General features: G+C 44.5%; 12 protein-coding genes and 1 pseudogene. 7 read left to right on the forward strand and 6 right to left on the reverse strand.

All coding sequences use genetic code 11. The features are described 5' to 3' along the window. Positions 1-2 precede the first annotated feature (2 nt). The 5 genes from SHEWANA3_RS09635 to SHEWANA3_RS09655 all read left to right on the forward strand — a co-directional run bounded on the left by SHEWANA3_RS09635 (position 3) and on the right by SHEWANA3_RS09655 (position 5,805). Positions 3-206 (forward strand): hypothetical protein, encoded by a 204-nt coding sequence (locus SHEWANA3_RS09635; protein WP_041412611.1) that lies wholly within the window; start codon positions 3-5, stop codon positions 204-206. Between the two features lie 4 nt (positions 207-210). Then, the gene (locus SHEWANA3_RS09640) at positions 211-1,056 is read left to right on the forward strand and encodes a hypothetical protein (protein ID WP_011716836.1); all 846 of its coding nucleotides are present in this window, start codon (positions 211-213) and stop codon (positions 1,054-1,056) included. Further along, complete coding sequence (locus SHEWANA3_RS09645) at positions 1,049-2,008, forward strand: hypothetical protein (RefSeq protein WP_011716837.1); 960 nt, start codon at positions 1,049-1,051, stop codon at positions 2,006-2,008. The genes SHEWANA3_RS09640 and SHEWANA3_RS09645 overlap by 8 nt, the downstream gene beginning before the upstream one ends. Before the next feature lie 123 nt (positions 2,009-2,131). After that, positions 2,132-5,050, forward strand: a complete 2,919-nt coding sequence (locus SHEWANA3_RS09650) for a hypothetical protein (protein WP_011716838.1) — start codon at positions 2,132-2,134, stop codon at positions 5,048-5,050. A gap of 218 nt (positions 5,051-5,268) precedes the next feature. Further along, positions 5,269-5,805: a HEPN domain-containing protein gene (locus tag SHEWANA3_RS09655; RefSeq protein WP_011716839.1), complete on the forward strand. Its 537-nt coding sequence runs from the start codon at positions 5,269-5,271 to the stop codon at positions 5,803-5,805. Positions 5,806-5,917: 112 nt separating this feature from the next. On the opposite strand, the gene SHEWANA3_RS09660 is transcribed toward SHEWANA3_RS09655, so the two are convergent. After that, the gene (locus tag SHEWANA3_RS09660) at positions 5,918-6,199 is read right to left on the reverse strand and encodes a hypothetical protein (RefSeq protein ID WP_041412612.1); all 282 of its coding nucleotides are present in this window, start codon (positions 6,197-6,199) and stop codon (positions 5,918-5,920) included. A 42-nt stretch (positions 6,200-6,241) separates the two neighbouring features. Further along, positions 6,242-7,525, reverse strand: coding sequence for a metallophosphoesterase (locus SHEWANA3_RS09665; protein ID WP_011716840.1), 1,284 nt, complete (start codon positions 7,523-7,525; stop codon positions 6,242-6,244). A 535-nt stretch (positions 7,526-8,060) separates the two neighbouring features. Here SHEWANA3_RS09665 and SHEWANA3_RS09670 point away from each other — a divergent pair. Next, positions 8,061-8,249, forward strand: coding sequence for a hypothetical protein (locus tag SHEWANA3_RS09670; protein WP_041412613.1), 189 nt, complete (start codon positions 8,061-8,063; stop codon positions 8,247-8,249). Positions 8,250-8,747: 498 nt separating this feature from the next. On the opposite strand, the gene SHEWANA3_RS09675 is transcribed toward SHEWANA3_RS09670, so the two are convergent. From SHEWANA3_RS09675 to SHEWANA3_RS09685, 4 genes and pseudogenes are all read right to left on the reverse strand, one after another. Beyond that, positions 8,748-10,004, reverse strand: a complete 1,257-nt coding sequence (locus SHEWANA3_RS09675) for a Y-family DNA polymerase (RefSeq protein WP_011716841.1) — start codon at positions 10,002-10,004, stop codon at positions 8,748-8,750. Further along, positions 9,992-10,408 (reverse strand): S24 family peptidase, encoded by a 417-nt coding sequence (locus tag SHEWANA3_RS23765; protein ID WP_244096616.1) that lies wholly within the window; start codon positions 10,406-10,408, stop codon positions 9,992-9,994. The genes SHEWANA3_RS09675 and SHEWANA3_RS23765 overlap by 13 nt, the downstream gene beginning before the upstream one ends. Beyond that, positions 10,385-10,771, reverse strand: a pseudogene (locus SHEWANA3_RS23770) (S24 family peptidase); the annotation flags it as partial. The gene SHEWANA3_RS23765 and the pseudogene SHEWANA3_RS23770, both read right to left, overlap by 24 nt. 138 nt (positions 10,772-10,909) lie before the next feature. Then, on the reverse strand, positions 10,910-11,554 hold the full coding sequence (locus SHEWANA3_RS09685; RefSeq protein ID WP_011716843.1) for a DUF938 domain-containing protein: 645 nt from the start codon (positions 11,552-11,554) through the stop codon (positions 10,910-10,912). Between the two features lie 283 nt (positions 11,555-11,837). Between SHEWANA3_RS09685 and SHEWANA3_RS09690 the strand changes: the two genes are divergently transcribed. Further along, positions 11,838-13,127, forward strand: a complete 1,290-nt coding sequence (locus SHEWANA3_RS09690; RefSeq protein ID WP_011716844.1) for an FAD-binding oxidoreductase — start codon at positions 11,838-11,840, stop codon at positions 13,125-13,127. Positions 13,128-13,151: the final 24 nt, after the last annotated feature.

A 13,151-nucleotide genomic window follows, 5' to 3' on the forward strand; every position in this document is an offset into this window, starting at 1 on the left:
AAATGGGATTTTTTAGCTCAATTTCCAGCGCGCTTTCGCAGATAAATGCAGCGGACAAACCTGAAACCCAAAAAGACGCACTGTTTGCAGACTTTGATGAAACCGTCGCAAAGCTTCAGCAATTTGATCTTGAAGCCTTTGAAGACAATGACAATAACAATGACAAGTTAAGATCGCCAGATCCCCAATCAAGAATAAAAGAATAGGCCAATGACAACTCATCAACTTAGCCAGATAACATCTGTGATCATTTTTTGGGTACAAGACCACCTTGCCGCTTGGGCGCTCAGCGCTAATCAAGTTCCAGTTGAACTCCCTATCGAGGAGGAAAAGCAATGGTTAGCTTGTTCTAATGGGGAACGGCTTTCCCAAGCACTTGCCGATATAGATTTACGTCTTGGGGGAAATTATCCTTTGCAACTAATTTACGATACTAAGAGTCAGTCAACCCTAGAGGCAGCGCTGCCTAAGTTGCTAGTTCAATTGTCTAAGCGTGGTTGGCAGATTCTGTCCTATGAGCACTTAGCCAAACGTTGTGCTTTGACTATTAATGCCGAGCTACCCAAAAGAAGCTTGGTCGCTGAGTTGCTCCTCCCCATGTTGCTTGCTACAGATAACACCACTGAGCGCCAGAGGTTACAGGCGGCGACTCATCGCGAGCATGAAGCACTCACACAGCAACTACAGTGGGATAGAGAACAAATCATGAAGGAGAATGAACGGTTAGTGGCTCAAAATGCCATACTACGTCGTGTAGATACAGAGCAGTTGATGAGTTACTTGCCCGCATTATTTCCTCGGGTATTTACCGTTATCGACGGGAATGAGCTGGCTTTATTAGCAGGACGGATAGAGCCCTTTAAAATCGCAAACCCTTACCCTGAACCGAGTCAAGAAACTCTCTACCAATTGCAGCGACAATTTAAAGCCCTACCAATAGACATTCAGCGCCAAATTGTCGGTTTTGTTTCAAGATTACCGCAGCGGCAGCAATTAACGCCGCGTCCTGAAATACGTAGCCTGATAGAGCAACTAGAGGCGGATAAACATGCCTGATCACCAAGAAGAAAACACTTTTGTGCATTTAACCCTTGATGAACAAAAGCGCTTAGATGAACTCAGTTACAGCTGGGCTAAAGAGGATATAAGCTTTTTTTCGGGTAGCCCGAAGTTAAGCGTGTTTGACTTAAAACTGTTGCTCTTGCATTTTGCACCCTTAAAAAGTTTGATCCAGCAGCTTGCCCACCAGACACATAGCAACACATCCGATAATACTGATGCCGGCAGCAGCTTTACTGCTAATAGCACATTAGCCGCAGATACTTCCTTAACAGCGGCGCATAGTTTGCCAACTGCCTTGGTGGATCTACAAGCTCTTAAGCATCAGTTATCGCAGGCACATGGGGCCAATAGCCAACTCGTGCAGCAGTTGCAACAACTTCAATCGGAGCTTGACGAGCAACAGAATAAAAATCTCACATTAGAAAATGCGTTAACGTCGGCTACCGCAAAACTAAAGCACTTAGAAGCTCAATATCAACAAGCCCAACAGGCCTTAACGGCTGCTTCCAAAGCATTAAGCCACCCGGTGCAAAATATCCTCAGGCAAGACTTAAGCTTAAGTACCGATTTGGGCCTTAATGCATCCGGCGGCGCAGAGCCTTCAAGTACAGATTTAATTAGCACAGTTGCGGTAATGTCCCAACTCGATAGTGTTAAACGCTTATGGGACTTACTGAAAGATCGCTGCGAACAGCAAAATAGAGCCGCCAGCCAAGCCGAGGCCCAATTGCTTGCGACTGCACTTGGCTGGCATAACCACAACTGGCAGCAAAAGCCCTATCAGCTCTTTGAGCCAACGATGGGACAGAGTTTTGATTTTAACCAACAGCAGCGCGCAGCCTTCAGCCAACCGATTGGAGAAACAGTAAAAACGGTGGTGCTTCCTGGGATAAGAGATCATGCGGGGCGATTACTTAAAAAAGCCTTAGTTATCACCACACCCTAGCGATTTTGATATAGCAGACAGACGCTCATAATTGCATTTGGCCGAAACATTCGCTTTATTTAATGCAATGCTACAGTCTCTTACGAGCGTTAACTGCTAGATTCTATTACGGATAATAGCAATATGACTCAACACCAACCTAAACAGCATTTACAGTCGCAAGAAACTAACTCGAATCATTCCAGCGGTGTGTGTGGTAAATCGAGCCCTAAAACAGCCACAAATTTTATTCAACATTTTAATGATGAGCTGGCCGATTTCACTGAATCTTTAGCAACTGAGCGGTTTTGGCATATTTGCCCCCTTGGTAGTAACGAACCTTGTGGACTATTCGATACCCAAATGGGCTTAAAACATCCGCCAATTGTTACTTATCAACAGTTTTTTTCCGCGAATGCTTTTGTATTGGTCAAGGACAAACATGGGAATTCTGCAAGATTTCATACTCAGCGCAAGCTGTTATGGTCATGGGGGCATAGCTCAAACCTGATAAAGGGTTACCTAGATACGCTTAAAATCGAAGCTGCAAAGTTTCGAATCCTTGGATTAGATAAATGGTGTGTACCTAAAACGTCCGATTTCAAACAATTTGCCCAAAGTAACGCAAACCCTGACGTAACGGGGAAGAGAATATTAAAGCAAAACGACTGGATGACCCGAGAGTATCGAGTTGGGCTTGAAAATTGGGATTTATATCCTACGGATTATTATGAGGGATATCTGTATGCTTGCAACTCCGCATGGCAATCCCTTAGTTTTTCTCAAATAGCTATATTTATCATTGAACATCAATGCACATTACTCACTATCGATAAACAACAAAGTGAGCTTTTTGTAGCTGATAGAAATTGGCAAGATCTAGACCACGAGCAACTACTTATCACCCTCAATGAACAGGGGGTTTATTTACGCGGCGTTAATCAAGATCAATGTTTAACGAGTCCGATTAGTATGCTGAATGGATTAGATTGGCGACCTTGCCGTTTACCTAAACTAGAAAAGGCGAGGTTAACCGATCTCAATAAAGGCTTATGGGAATTGTGGGACTGTGACCCCGAGACACTGGCTAAGCATAAGTTGGTAGCTCGTAATCCCAAGCAGGATGTTAAATTGCACAATGTGGCAATCGATTTTGGTACGAGTAGCACTGTGGTTGCCTATTGCGACCAACATGGCGCTCGGCAGTTACTTCGCATTGGCGTGCGGGATTTTTACCAGCAACCAGAAGCCACCCACTATGAAAACCCCACAGTATTAGAAATATTGGATTTTGAGCGCTTCAGGGCAATCTGGCAACGCCAAACTTACCGGCCAGAGCTTGATTGGAACTGGTTACATACCTCCCATGAGGCACAGGAAAGCTTTAGAAATAACCCAGGCGATACTGGAGTGCTTGCCAGAATTTTACCGCGTATTAAGCAGTGGGCTATGCGTTCAGATAAGCAACTGCTGCGGTTAACTGACTACCAAGGCCATGAATTGACCCTCGCGGCATTAACAGAACGTAACCCTGTGCGTGGTCAGGCGATGGAGGTGAGCACTGCCGATCCCTTTGATCCGGTCGAGCTATATGCTTGGTATTTAGGGATGACCATCAACTGGCGTGAGCGTGGCTTGTATCTTAAATACCACCTGACGTTCCCAACAAAATATGAGCGCGCGACTAAAGATAAAATCCTTGCCAGTTTCCGCCGAGGCTTACAGCGTAGCTTGCCAAGCACGTTAGTGTCTCAAAATGAAATTTTTAGGGACTTTGAAGTAAAAGAATTGGCATCAGAGCCGGCAGCTTATGCCGCTGCGGCGTTACATCATTTAGCATCTCAAGACGCTGAGGATACTAGTGCTGTGCTTAATGGCGATAGCCGTTACATTAAACCTAAGTTAACCGATGATGGTGTTGCCTATGCGGTATTTGATTTTGGCGGTGGTACAACCGACTTTGACTTTGGTATTTGGCGCTGGGCAACGGATGTCGAGGAGGATGAAGGTTATGAGCAAGTATTTGAGTCGCTTCATTCATCGGGGGATAATTTTTTAGGTGGCGAAAACTTACTCGAACACCTTGTTTATGAGACCTTTAAAGACAATTTAGACATTTGCCGTGAATATAAGCTCCCCTTTACTCGGCCCCTTGATGGCAAATTCTTTAGCGGCGATGAAGTTTTTGCCCAACAAACTCAAGCGGCGCAAACTAACTCTGTATTACTCGGAACAAAGTTACGCCCATTTATGGAGAATGCTGATAGCCACCTTGAATCTCAAGTTTCCATAGATTTGCTTAATATGGATGGGCAGAAAGTTAAGAGTGAGATTAGTTTTGATGTTCAAAAGTTAGATGTCTTGTTATTTAATCGAATTAAAGAAGGTTTACGTGCCTTTTTAGTAGAATTAGACCATGTAGTTGAACAATTAGGTCCAAGGCCTATACATTTACTATTGGCAGGGAATGGTAGCCGGTCAAGGCATATTACCGCGTTGGTTGAGAATGAAAGTGATGAATGGGACGCATTGCTTGAAGAGGTATTTCAAGGCAGAAGTCCAACATTAGTTATTCATCCTCCTTTGGCGGTAAACCAAGATAATTTGCATGCACCAACGGCTAAAACTGGGGTTGCACTCGGTTTGTTGCGACTTTGCCCTGGTGAGAAAGTAAAACTTATTAATAAGATTAGAACAGAAAGCCATGATGAAGCGCCATTTCGCTATTATTTGGGCGGTATTCGTCGTGGACAATTTACGCCGCAGTTGGCCCCCTCTAGTGATTATCAACAGTGGCAATTGTTGGGTAGTATGCCTCAGCAGGTTTTTAAGCTGTGTTACAGTGTGAGTCCGAAAGCTAAAGTGGGCATGCAAGAAGGGGATCCTGAGTTATTGATCCACAGACTTGATTTTCCTGCTGCGCCATCTGGAACGAAACTTTTTGTCCGTGCAATTCATCCCTGTATTGTAGAATTAGCAGCGGTAAGCGAAGAGGCTTTGCTTGAATCAGATATTATTAGTCGTATGAAACTGGATCTTGAAACGGGATTGATAACCTCGTAACGGTGTGTTTGATTAAAATCGTTATTTCGACATGTTATGGCTTATTTATGACCAAATTGGATCATATATAAGCCTGTTAATAAGGTAAAGATCGTTAAGGATCAATAGCAATGGATTTTGTACAGCTAAAAAATCAACAAAGGATATTACGTGAACAGTCTCCGACCAATCTCAACTTGCGAGTTCATCGAGCGTTAAGCTGGTTGCAAAGAGCTTAAATGGCGGATGATGACGATGGTTGTTTTATCTTTCTCTGGATAGCATTTAATGCTGCTTATGCTACTGAGATTGATGAACGATTTAAGTTGTCAGAACAAGAATCTTTTAAAGGTTTTTTAGAGAAGTTGTGCGAGTTAGATAAACAAAAACAGATAGATCTGTTAGTTTGGCGGGAGTTTTCGGGGAGTATCCGTATCTTACTTGATACCCCGTTTGTGCTACAAAGTTTTTGGGATTTTCATAGCGGTAAAATAACTGAAGACAAATGGAAAGAGCGGCTTCAACAAGGTAAAAAGATGGCGAGCCACGCCTTGTCGAGTGGTAATACTCCTATTTTGCTTGGTGTTATTTTTAACCGCCTCTATACGATGCGCAACCAATTAATCCATGGTGGCGCAACATGGAATAGCTCTGTTAATCGCAAGCAACTTAAAGATTCCGCTAGTTTACTCAGCAAGCTTGTGCCTTTGATTATAGAGATCATGATGACTCATCCTGAAACACTTTGGGGAGATGCATGCTATCCTGGGGTATAAAGGTTAGGCGCACAGTCGATGAATTGCTACATGGTCAATTCATAGTCATGCATTCTTACTCGGAAATAAGCGCTTGGTTTAGATGAGGTTACGTACACAAGCATTTTGTGATTTACCAACCCAAATCGGATCTTGAAGTCAGTTCTTGGATATTGGTGATGTTGCCATCGGCTTCGGTGAATGGAAAGCCTGTGGACAGTTCTATCCCTAATGCATAAGCATCGCAGCATGGGCAAATAGCATAAAAATCCTTCCCCTTTGCTAACACACTCTCTGGAATCGATTTAATCGACGGGCGCAGCTCTAGTATCTCGAGCAATGTCTGATGGTTAATGTCTACTCGGGGAGTACTACACACTTTGCAACTATCACCCACTTTCAAATATCGTGTCATATCTATTTCCCTAATTAAGAAGTTATTGATGTATCTCTGCGCTCAATCCAGCTCTGAATTCATCACCAGCTGTAAGCGCTTGGCTAATCGGTCTGCAGCGTCAGACTCCAACTCCTGATTGAAATAGCTTTTGGTTATACCCATCAAATAGCAGGATAACTCCTCCCAGCTTGCTTGTTGACCCAAAGTAGCCAAAGGGGTTATATAGTTGTCATATTCGTCATGGCACTCATCGAATCCGTTGACGAAGGCTGGATCCCAATGGTTCAGCAGACACTGACGAATCTCCTCGCATTTTTCTGACTTTAATAGTACAGGGTTATAGCGATCGGCAAGCTGGTCAAATAACACCCTCATCTCTGCTACTCCCTTCTGACCAAACTCCATGTCGCTTAAGTAGCTAAAGTTGCGCTCATGCAACTGATTCGACGTCTCATCATGCCACCAGCTGTAAGCTACCAGCTCTCCTTGTACACTGGCCGCGTTGTAATCGACACATACTACCTTACCGCTGAGTGGTGTAGGGAGTCCTGCTAGAGTGTAGTGACCAATAACAACTGGTGTCTCGATTATCTGATTGCAATGTTCATCAGCCAGTGAAATAGGGGGGATACGATTGACCATATTGGGCTGTACTTGGGCTATATCTCTATAGGTTTTAGCCTCTTCACTCCACCATTTAATTCGGACTTTGTGACGCTCTGTACCCGTGTTATCCTGGAAGCTATAACCCTGCGGTAATGCTAACTCTGGACCCTTGAGCAAGATTTCACATAGATGATATAGCTCGTGCCGCTCGTCGAAGGCATTAGGCCAATGCTCAATCTTCAAGCTGTTATCCTCGTTGAGGTATGGCAGAATCCTTTGGATAGACAGTTCATGCCAGCAAGCATGAATAGCCCTGACATGACCAAAGTCATAAAAAAGAGGTAGCTTTATAAACCAGTCGATCCAAGTTTTATGAAGATCACTTCCCTCGTCCACATCTTGAAGGAAACGCTGATGCTGTTTGCGGTTGTTGTCATTGTGGCGGCGAAGCGGCAAGCCTGTCTCTGGGTGCTTTAGTGCCCAACCAACGGCATTAAATTCATGGTTCCCCATCAAGCAACATGCGAGTCCCTGATCGCATAGATCCTTGACCAAGGTTAAAACCCCTTGATGATCGATTCCGACTTCGTGGCCGTTATCGATCAGATCGCCGATGAAAACAAGGTGGCGACGTTCTTGAAGCGGATCAGCAATAAAATCGAGATGCTCGAGCAGTGCACGAAGTTTTCCGTCTTGCCCATGAATATCACCGATAAAAATCAAATCTTGTCGCGTCATAACTCACCAGAGATCAAGCTGTGAAAAAACTGAGCCATAAAGAATAGGGTGCATAAACTCCGGATAATAACATTTGAACAAATGGCCCTCGTTGAGCTCAGAATTTGTGGCCAAGAGAAACTCCATTACACCGGAGAGTCTATGCATAAATTAGTAGAAATAAAATATTATGTCTATGATTTTTTAGATGTTTTAATGTAATAATGGGGAGGGTCTGTTAACCGTTGGTATACGCATACTTCAACGTACTTGCCGCATGACGATGAGCGAAGTGATGACTATCATCATACTTTCACTTTCTTAAATAGACTCGTCCTAATTCATGTTGGTACTTTTAAAACTCATTTAGAGAGAGTACTTCAGCAAATAAAATAACTGAGCGTGATTATTCACTCGCTTTTAAATTTTAGATTTGTCGAGCATGTGGGAAAAGGTCTGACCGAAGCAGTCCTAATAAGATAAGTAAGGTATCCTAGGTTGCCCCAGTGTGTTAGTTTGGTCGTGCAAGTATGAAAACGGGAAAATGAGGTAATTTATGAAACTGGAAGAGGTTATCGAAGCGTTAGAGTTTAACGATTATCAATATACTATTCAGGGTAATGTCATCCGAAGTGGTGGTTTCACCATGATTATCGAAGATGACGTTATCAAAGTAACCAAGCCCTATCATGCCCCAATAGAATTTAATGATTTGGATAAGTTTAATTATTTCTTATCGTTATAAAGAAATTGAGAAGAGATGATGTCCATAATTCGTTGCCAGTTTTTACAGAATAAGATTCTTTTTTAAGCTTCACAGCTTGGCTGTTAGTGATAACCCCATTACTCAAAGAACGTCTGATCTAGGTATTGAGGCTATCAAAATAAATCACAGATGTGCGAATATTGGTCAAAAATGACGACTAGCGCTATTTGTTTTAAATTTTTGTTGATTTTTTTGAAATGGAGCAAAAGCCATTAAATACAATTGGTTATGTTGTTATTTTGAACTGAAATTGAGGAGTCGGATTCTCAGGGTAAGTCATTGGTCTAATTGAAGAAAATATCAAAAAACAGAAGTAATGCAAAAAGTAATGCAGCCCTCTGCTTGACTTGTATTTATTATGTTTTTCAATGCGTTATATCATGAAGTAGACTCCCTCTCTCACGGGAATCAGTAACTTACGGAGTCCCGTTTTTGCTTTGGGACTAATTGGGGAAAATGCAATTTTTGCCTTGAGGACTAGCATTTTACTCTAGGTATGCCACCCCACAGCGTGGTGTATTGTGGTGTGAGTAATGCGCGGCGCATTGCCCATTTCTGTTCTATGCCTTGTGCGGCTAAAAATAAGGTATCTCGCCCATAACGGGCATTTATTCCATCAAATGCGTTCATTAGTGTGGGTTTAGTTTTAGATAAATTGAACAAATCGAGTTGTTGATACCTATTTTGTTCGAGATTTATCAGGCCTATTCCTATCTTGTAGTACTTAACTCCTGGTCGAAATAATCTTGGTGCTGCTAAAGACGCTGCTTGCGTCATCTCAATGGTGCAATTGGTTGCAGTGGGGAAATGGATAAGGGATTTAAAACCAACGGGTTGTTCATCGTAAGGGGAGTTATTGGCAAAAATCAGCATCGATTTGCAGCATGAACCCTGCGCTCTGGCTTTTGCCGCTGCAATCCCAACGTGTTTGCTCAATGCTTGTAGTAACGCCTCAAAATCCATGATGCGCTCACCCACGGAGCGAGTGGAAAATATCTGTTGTTTATCTGCCCGTGTGTGATCCCATTGTTTACAGGCTGTGCCATTAAGCTCTCGGACGGTTCGCTCTATCTCTATGCTGAATTGCTTGCGAGCAAGACCTGTTGGCATTTGTGCCAGATCGTAAGCGGTGTGAATGCCCATACTCACCAGTTTTTTGCTGAGGCGGCGCCCAATACCCCATACATCACTGACTAAGAGTTGTTTAAGAATTTCAATTCGTTGAGGTTCATTATCTATCAGGCAAACACCATGATAGCCGGGTAATTTTTTAGCGGCATGATTAGCGATTTTAGCCAGTGTGAGTGTTGCACCTATGCCAACGCAAACGGGGATGCGCGCTTCTTTCCAAACGGTTTGGCGGATGCGCAGGCCGTGTGTTTTTAAGCAGGGGATGCTGGTGTGGCAGTGCTTGAAGGATAAAAATGATTCATCAATGGAGTAAATATGTTGGTCTGGAGCGAAGCGGCCGATGATTTCCATCATTTTTGCCGACAAATCGGCATAGAGCTCGTAGTTGCTAGAACACACTATTACCCCCAGTTTGGCGCATTGTTCTTTGACATGAAAATACGGCGCAAATTTGGGGATGCCGAGTTCTCTGGCCTGACGGTTGGCTGCCACGATACAGCCATCGTTATTGCTTAGTACGATAATCGGTTTGCCGCGCCAATCGGGGCGGAACACTTGCTCAGCGGAGCAATAAAACGAGTTGGCATCGACTAAGGCGTACATGACCATAAGCCCTGTAATGAAGATTTAAAATGCATTCTAACCGAGCGAATAACGATTCCTTCAACACTAAAAGTGTCGCAATCTCGTATCGGCACGGCATGGTATTGCGGATTAGCAGACAGTAACATCCTGCGTTTTTTATCAAAAATTTTGCAGATAAACTCGCCATTGAGCTGGGCAACGATAACGGCTCCCTGTAATGCGTTAACTTGTCGGTCAATAATTAATATATCTCTATCATATATCCCTTCATCTTGCATGGAGTCCCCTTGGGCGACACCAAACCAGGTTGCACAAGGGTGTAATACCAATAGATCATCCAGGTTTGTCCTAAGCTCAGAATAGTCTGAAGCAATATTAATAGAATCATTGAGATAGAAATGTTGCCTCAAGGTTCTGATCACGACCCCTTCAACGCAAAAATCATCGTAATCGTGTATCACTATGGCTTGGCAGTTTTCATGGGAAGAGAGCAGCATTCTCTGTTTTTCATCATAGATTTTGCAGATGAACTCGCCATTGAGTTGGCCATAAATCACACACCCTGTGTGAGGTTTTATATGGCGATCGATGATCAGCAGATCGCCATCGAATATGCCGACACCTTTCATCGAGTCGCCTTGAGCGATGCAAAGCCGTGTTGCACTGGGGTGCAATACGAGTAAATCATCAAGACACAATCCAAGCTGAGTATATTCAGCTGCTGGGCTTTCAAAGCCGCTAATTCCCGCGTGAGCGGGCCAAGGAATAATAGGGTAAACACGCATAGCAATATAATTACTGTATGTAAATACAGTAATTGTAGCGAGCATTGTTCTATTCGCAAATGGGACTGAGTGTTAAATTGGCTTGCTAGTCAGTCAGTACAGGTTAACCACATGATTAAGTTAGTGTTTTACTTAGTATCAGTCAGTGGCGTGTTTTGAAAAATGCAGCAGCCGATTATTGGCTGGCATGGCGGTATCTGCAATCAGTGTGATACCTTGCGCTTGGGCGAGCTGAATAATCCATTCTATGTCCCGAATCCCACTCTCACTATCTCTTTGTTTTAAATACTGATCAAATTGACGATTGCTGTCGCTAGTAAACTGGCCTTGGTAGTTAAAAGGGCCGTAAATACAGAGGGTCTTGAGTTGTGGCAAATATTGGCCCAAGCCAGCAAAGAAGGCTTCAACCATGGTTTGACTCATAATGTGCAGGGTATTGGCACTGAACACGGCGTCGATACGGATGTTATCGATGGGCCAAGGTTGGGTGACATCGAGTGCGAAGGGCAAGCCGAGGTTGTTGATGCCTTTTTGATGCCCTTGTTGGCGGCATCTTGCGCTAATGCCTTCAAGGTAATCGGTTTGATCGCTGGTTTGCCAAAAAAGCTGAGGCAGATTTTCGGCAAAGTAGACCGCGTGTTGTCCCGTGCCGCTGCCAATTTCAAGCACCTGTTTGGCGCTGGCAAAGGCGGTTTGTAGCACGGCGAGTATGGGCGCTTTGTTATTTTCACAGGCTTGAGAAAAGGGCAGCAAGCTAGGCAGCGTTTGAGAGTCCTGAAACATGGTATGTCCTAAATTTTTCCTTGCGAGGGGCTGACAGAATGTTTGTCCTACAGATATTGCGTTGTATCAGTCAGCCCTCGTGGTTGTAATGGTCTGTAGCTTAAGCCAATGCGGCGGTGAATTCTATTGATAAGCACGATTCTGGATGGGTGCACTGCTTGAGTTTCATTCCGTTCCTACAATCTTCTGTTGACCACGATATTAGCTTAGATATACTCAAAAATTCTGAACAAATGTAAAAAATATAAAACAAAAACAGCTTAAATCTGTTCAAAGGATCCCTATGTCTGCTAAACGTTGCGCGTCTTATTACAATGCCACCATCAAGCAAGAGTCTAATTATCCTGAACTTGAAGGCGATATTCGGGTCGATGTGGCCATTATCGGCGGTGGATTTACCGGTGTGGCAACGGCGGTCGAATTGGCCGAAAAGGGTTACCAAGTGGCGTTACTTGAGGCCAATAAGATTGCCTGGGGGGCCACAGGGCGAAATGGCGGCCAAGTGACGGGGAGTTTGTCCGGCGATGCCGCCATGACCAAGCAATTGCGGCGTCAGCTTGGTCAGGAGGCTGAAGATTATGTGTGGAACCTTCGTTGGCGCGGCCACGATATTATCAAAAACAGAGTGGCGAAGTATGGCATTGATTGTGATTTAAAATTTGGCCATATCCAAACGGCGTATCGCCCCGCACATATGGTCGAGTTACAGCAAATGTTTGATGAAGCTAATCGCCGTGGCATGGGGGAATTGATGACCTTAGTGCCAGCGCAGGAGATGCCCGCCTACTTAGCTTCGCCCTTGTACCACGGGGGGCTGGTCAATCGGCGGAATATGCATCTGCATTCGGTGAATTTATGTCTTGGTGAGGCACGAGCCGCGGCTTCCTTAGGCGCTAAGATTTTTGAACATTCGCAGGTGCTGGATATTCAGCAAGGAGAGCTCGCAACTGTGGTCACGCCAAAGGGCAGGGTGAAGGCAAACAGTGTGCTTATCGCCGGTAATGCCTATCACAAATTAGGCCGACCTCAGCTGCGGGGCATGTTATTTCCGGCCTCCCTTGGTAATTGCGCGACGGCACAATTGCCAGAAGATTTAGCTAAGCAACTCAATCCGCAGGATTTAGCCGTGTATGATTGCCGCTTTGTACTGGATTATTACCGCTTAACCGCCGATAACCGTTTGATGTTTGGGGGCGGCACCAATTACAGCGGCCGCGATCCTAAAAACGTTGCCGCCGAGCTGCGTCCGGCGATTGAACGCACTTTCCCCCAGTTAAAGGGCGTCGACATTGAATTTGCCTGGGCTGGCATGGCGGGGATAGTGATTAACCGTATTCCCCAGCTGGGCAAGATTGCGCCGAATATCTTCTATTGTCAGGGATATTCGGGCCATGGCGTGGCGACTTCCCATATTATGGCCGAGATCATGGGGCAGGCGATCGATGGTCAAATGCGAGAGTTCGATCTCTTCGCCTCCATGCGTCATATCCGGATCCCATTGAATGAATGGTTTGGTAATCAGGCCCTTGCGCTAGGGATGTTGTACTACACCTTGAGGGAAAACTGGCGCTAAATAGCCAGTAATCCGTCAAGCTCA

This window comes from Shewanella sp. ANA-3, from assembly GCF_000203935.1.
GTDB lineage: Bacteria > Pseudomonadota > Gammaproteobacteria > Enterobacterales > Shewanellaceae > Shewanella.

What these genes read in the sequence shown, in the direction of transcription:
- SHEWANA3_RS09665 (WP_011716840.1), bottom strand. Translation starts at nt 7,525, where the DNA reads ATGACGCGACAAGATTTGATTTTTATCGGTGATATTCATGGGCAAGAC.
- SHEWANA3_RS09670 (WP_041412613.1), top strand. Translation starts at nt 8,061, where the DNA reads ATGAAACTGGAAGAGGTTATCGAAGCGTTAGAGTTTAACGATTATCAA.
- SHEWANA3_RS09650 (WP_011716838.1), top strand. Translation starts at nt 2,132, where the DNA reads ATGACTCAACACCAACCTAAACAGCATTTACAGTCGCAAGAAACTAAC.
- SHEWANA3_RS09685 (WP_011716843.1), bottom strand. Translation starts at nt 11,554, where the DNA reads ATGTTTCAGGACTCTCAAACGCTGCCTAGCTTGCTGCCCTTTTCTCAA.
- SHEWANA3_RS09640 (WP_011716836.1), top strand. Translation starts at nt 211, where the DNA reads ATGACAACTCATCAACTTAGCCAGATAACATCTGTGATCATTTTTTGG.
- SHEWANA3_RS09645 (WP_011716837.1), top strand. Translation starts at nt 1,049, where the DNA reads ATGCCTGATCACCAAGAAGAAAACACTTTTGTGCATTTAACCCTTGAT.
- SHEWANA3_RS09660 (WP_041412612.1), bottom strand. Translation starts at nt 6,199, where the DNA reads ATGACACGATATTTGAAAGTGGGTGATAGTTGCAAAGTGTGTAGTACT.
- SHEWANA3_RS09655 (WP_011716839.1), top strand. Translation starts at nt 5,269, where the DNA reads ATGGCGGATGATGACGATGGTTGTTTTATCTTTCTCTGGATAGCATTT.
- SHEWANA3_RS09690 (WP_011716844.1), top strand. Translation starts at nt 11,838, where the DNA reads ATGTCTGCTAAACGTTGCGCGTCTTATTACAATGCCACCATCAAGCAA.
- SHEWANA3_RS09635 (WP_041412611.1), top strand. Translation starts at nt 3, where the DNA reads ATGGGATTTTTTAGCTCAATTTCCAGCGCGCTTTCGCAGATAAATGCA.
- SHEWANA3_RS09675 (WP_011716841.1), bottom strand. Translation starts at nt 10,004, where the DNA reads ATGTACGCCTTAGTCGATGCCAACTCGTTTTATTGCTCCGCTGAGCAA.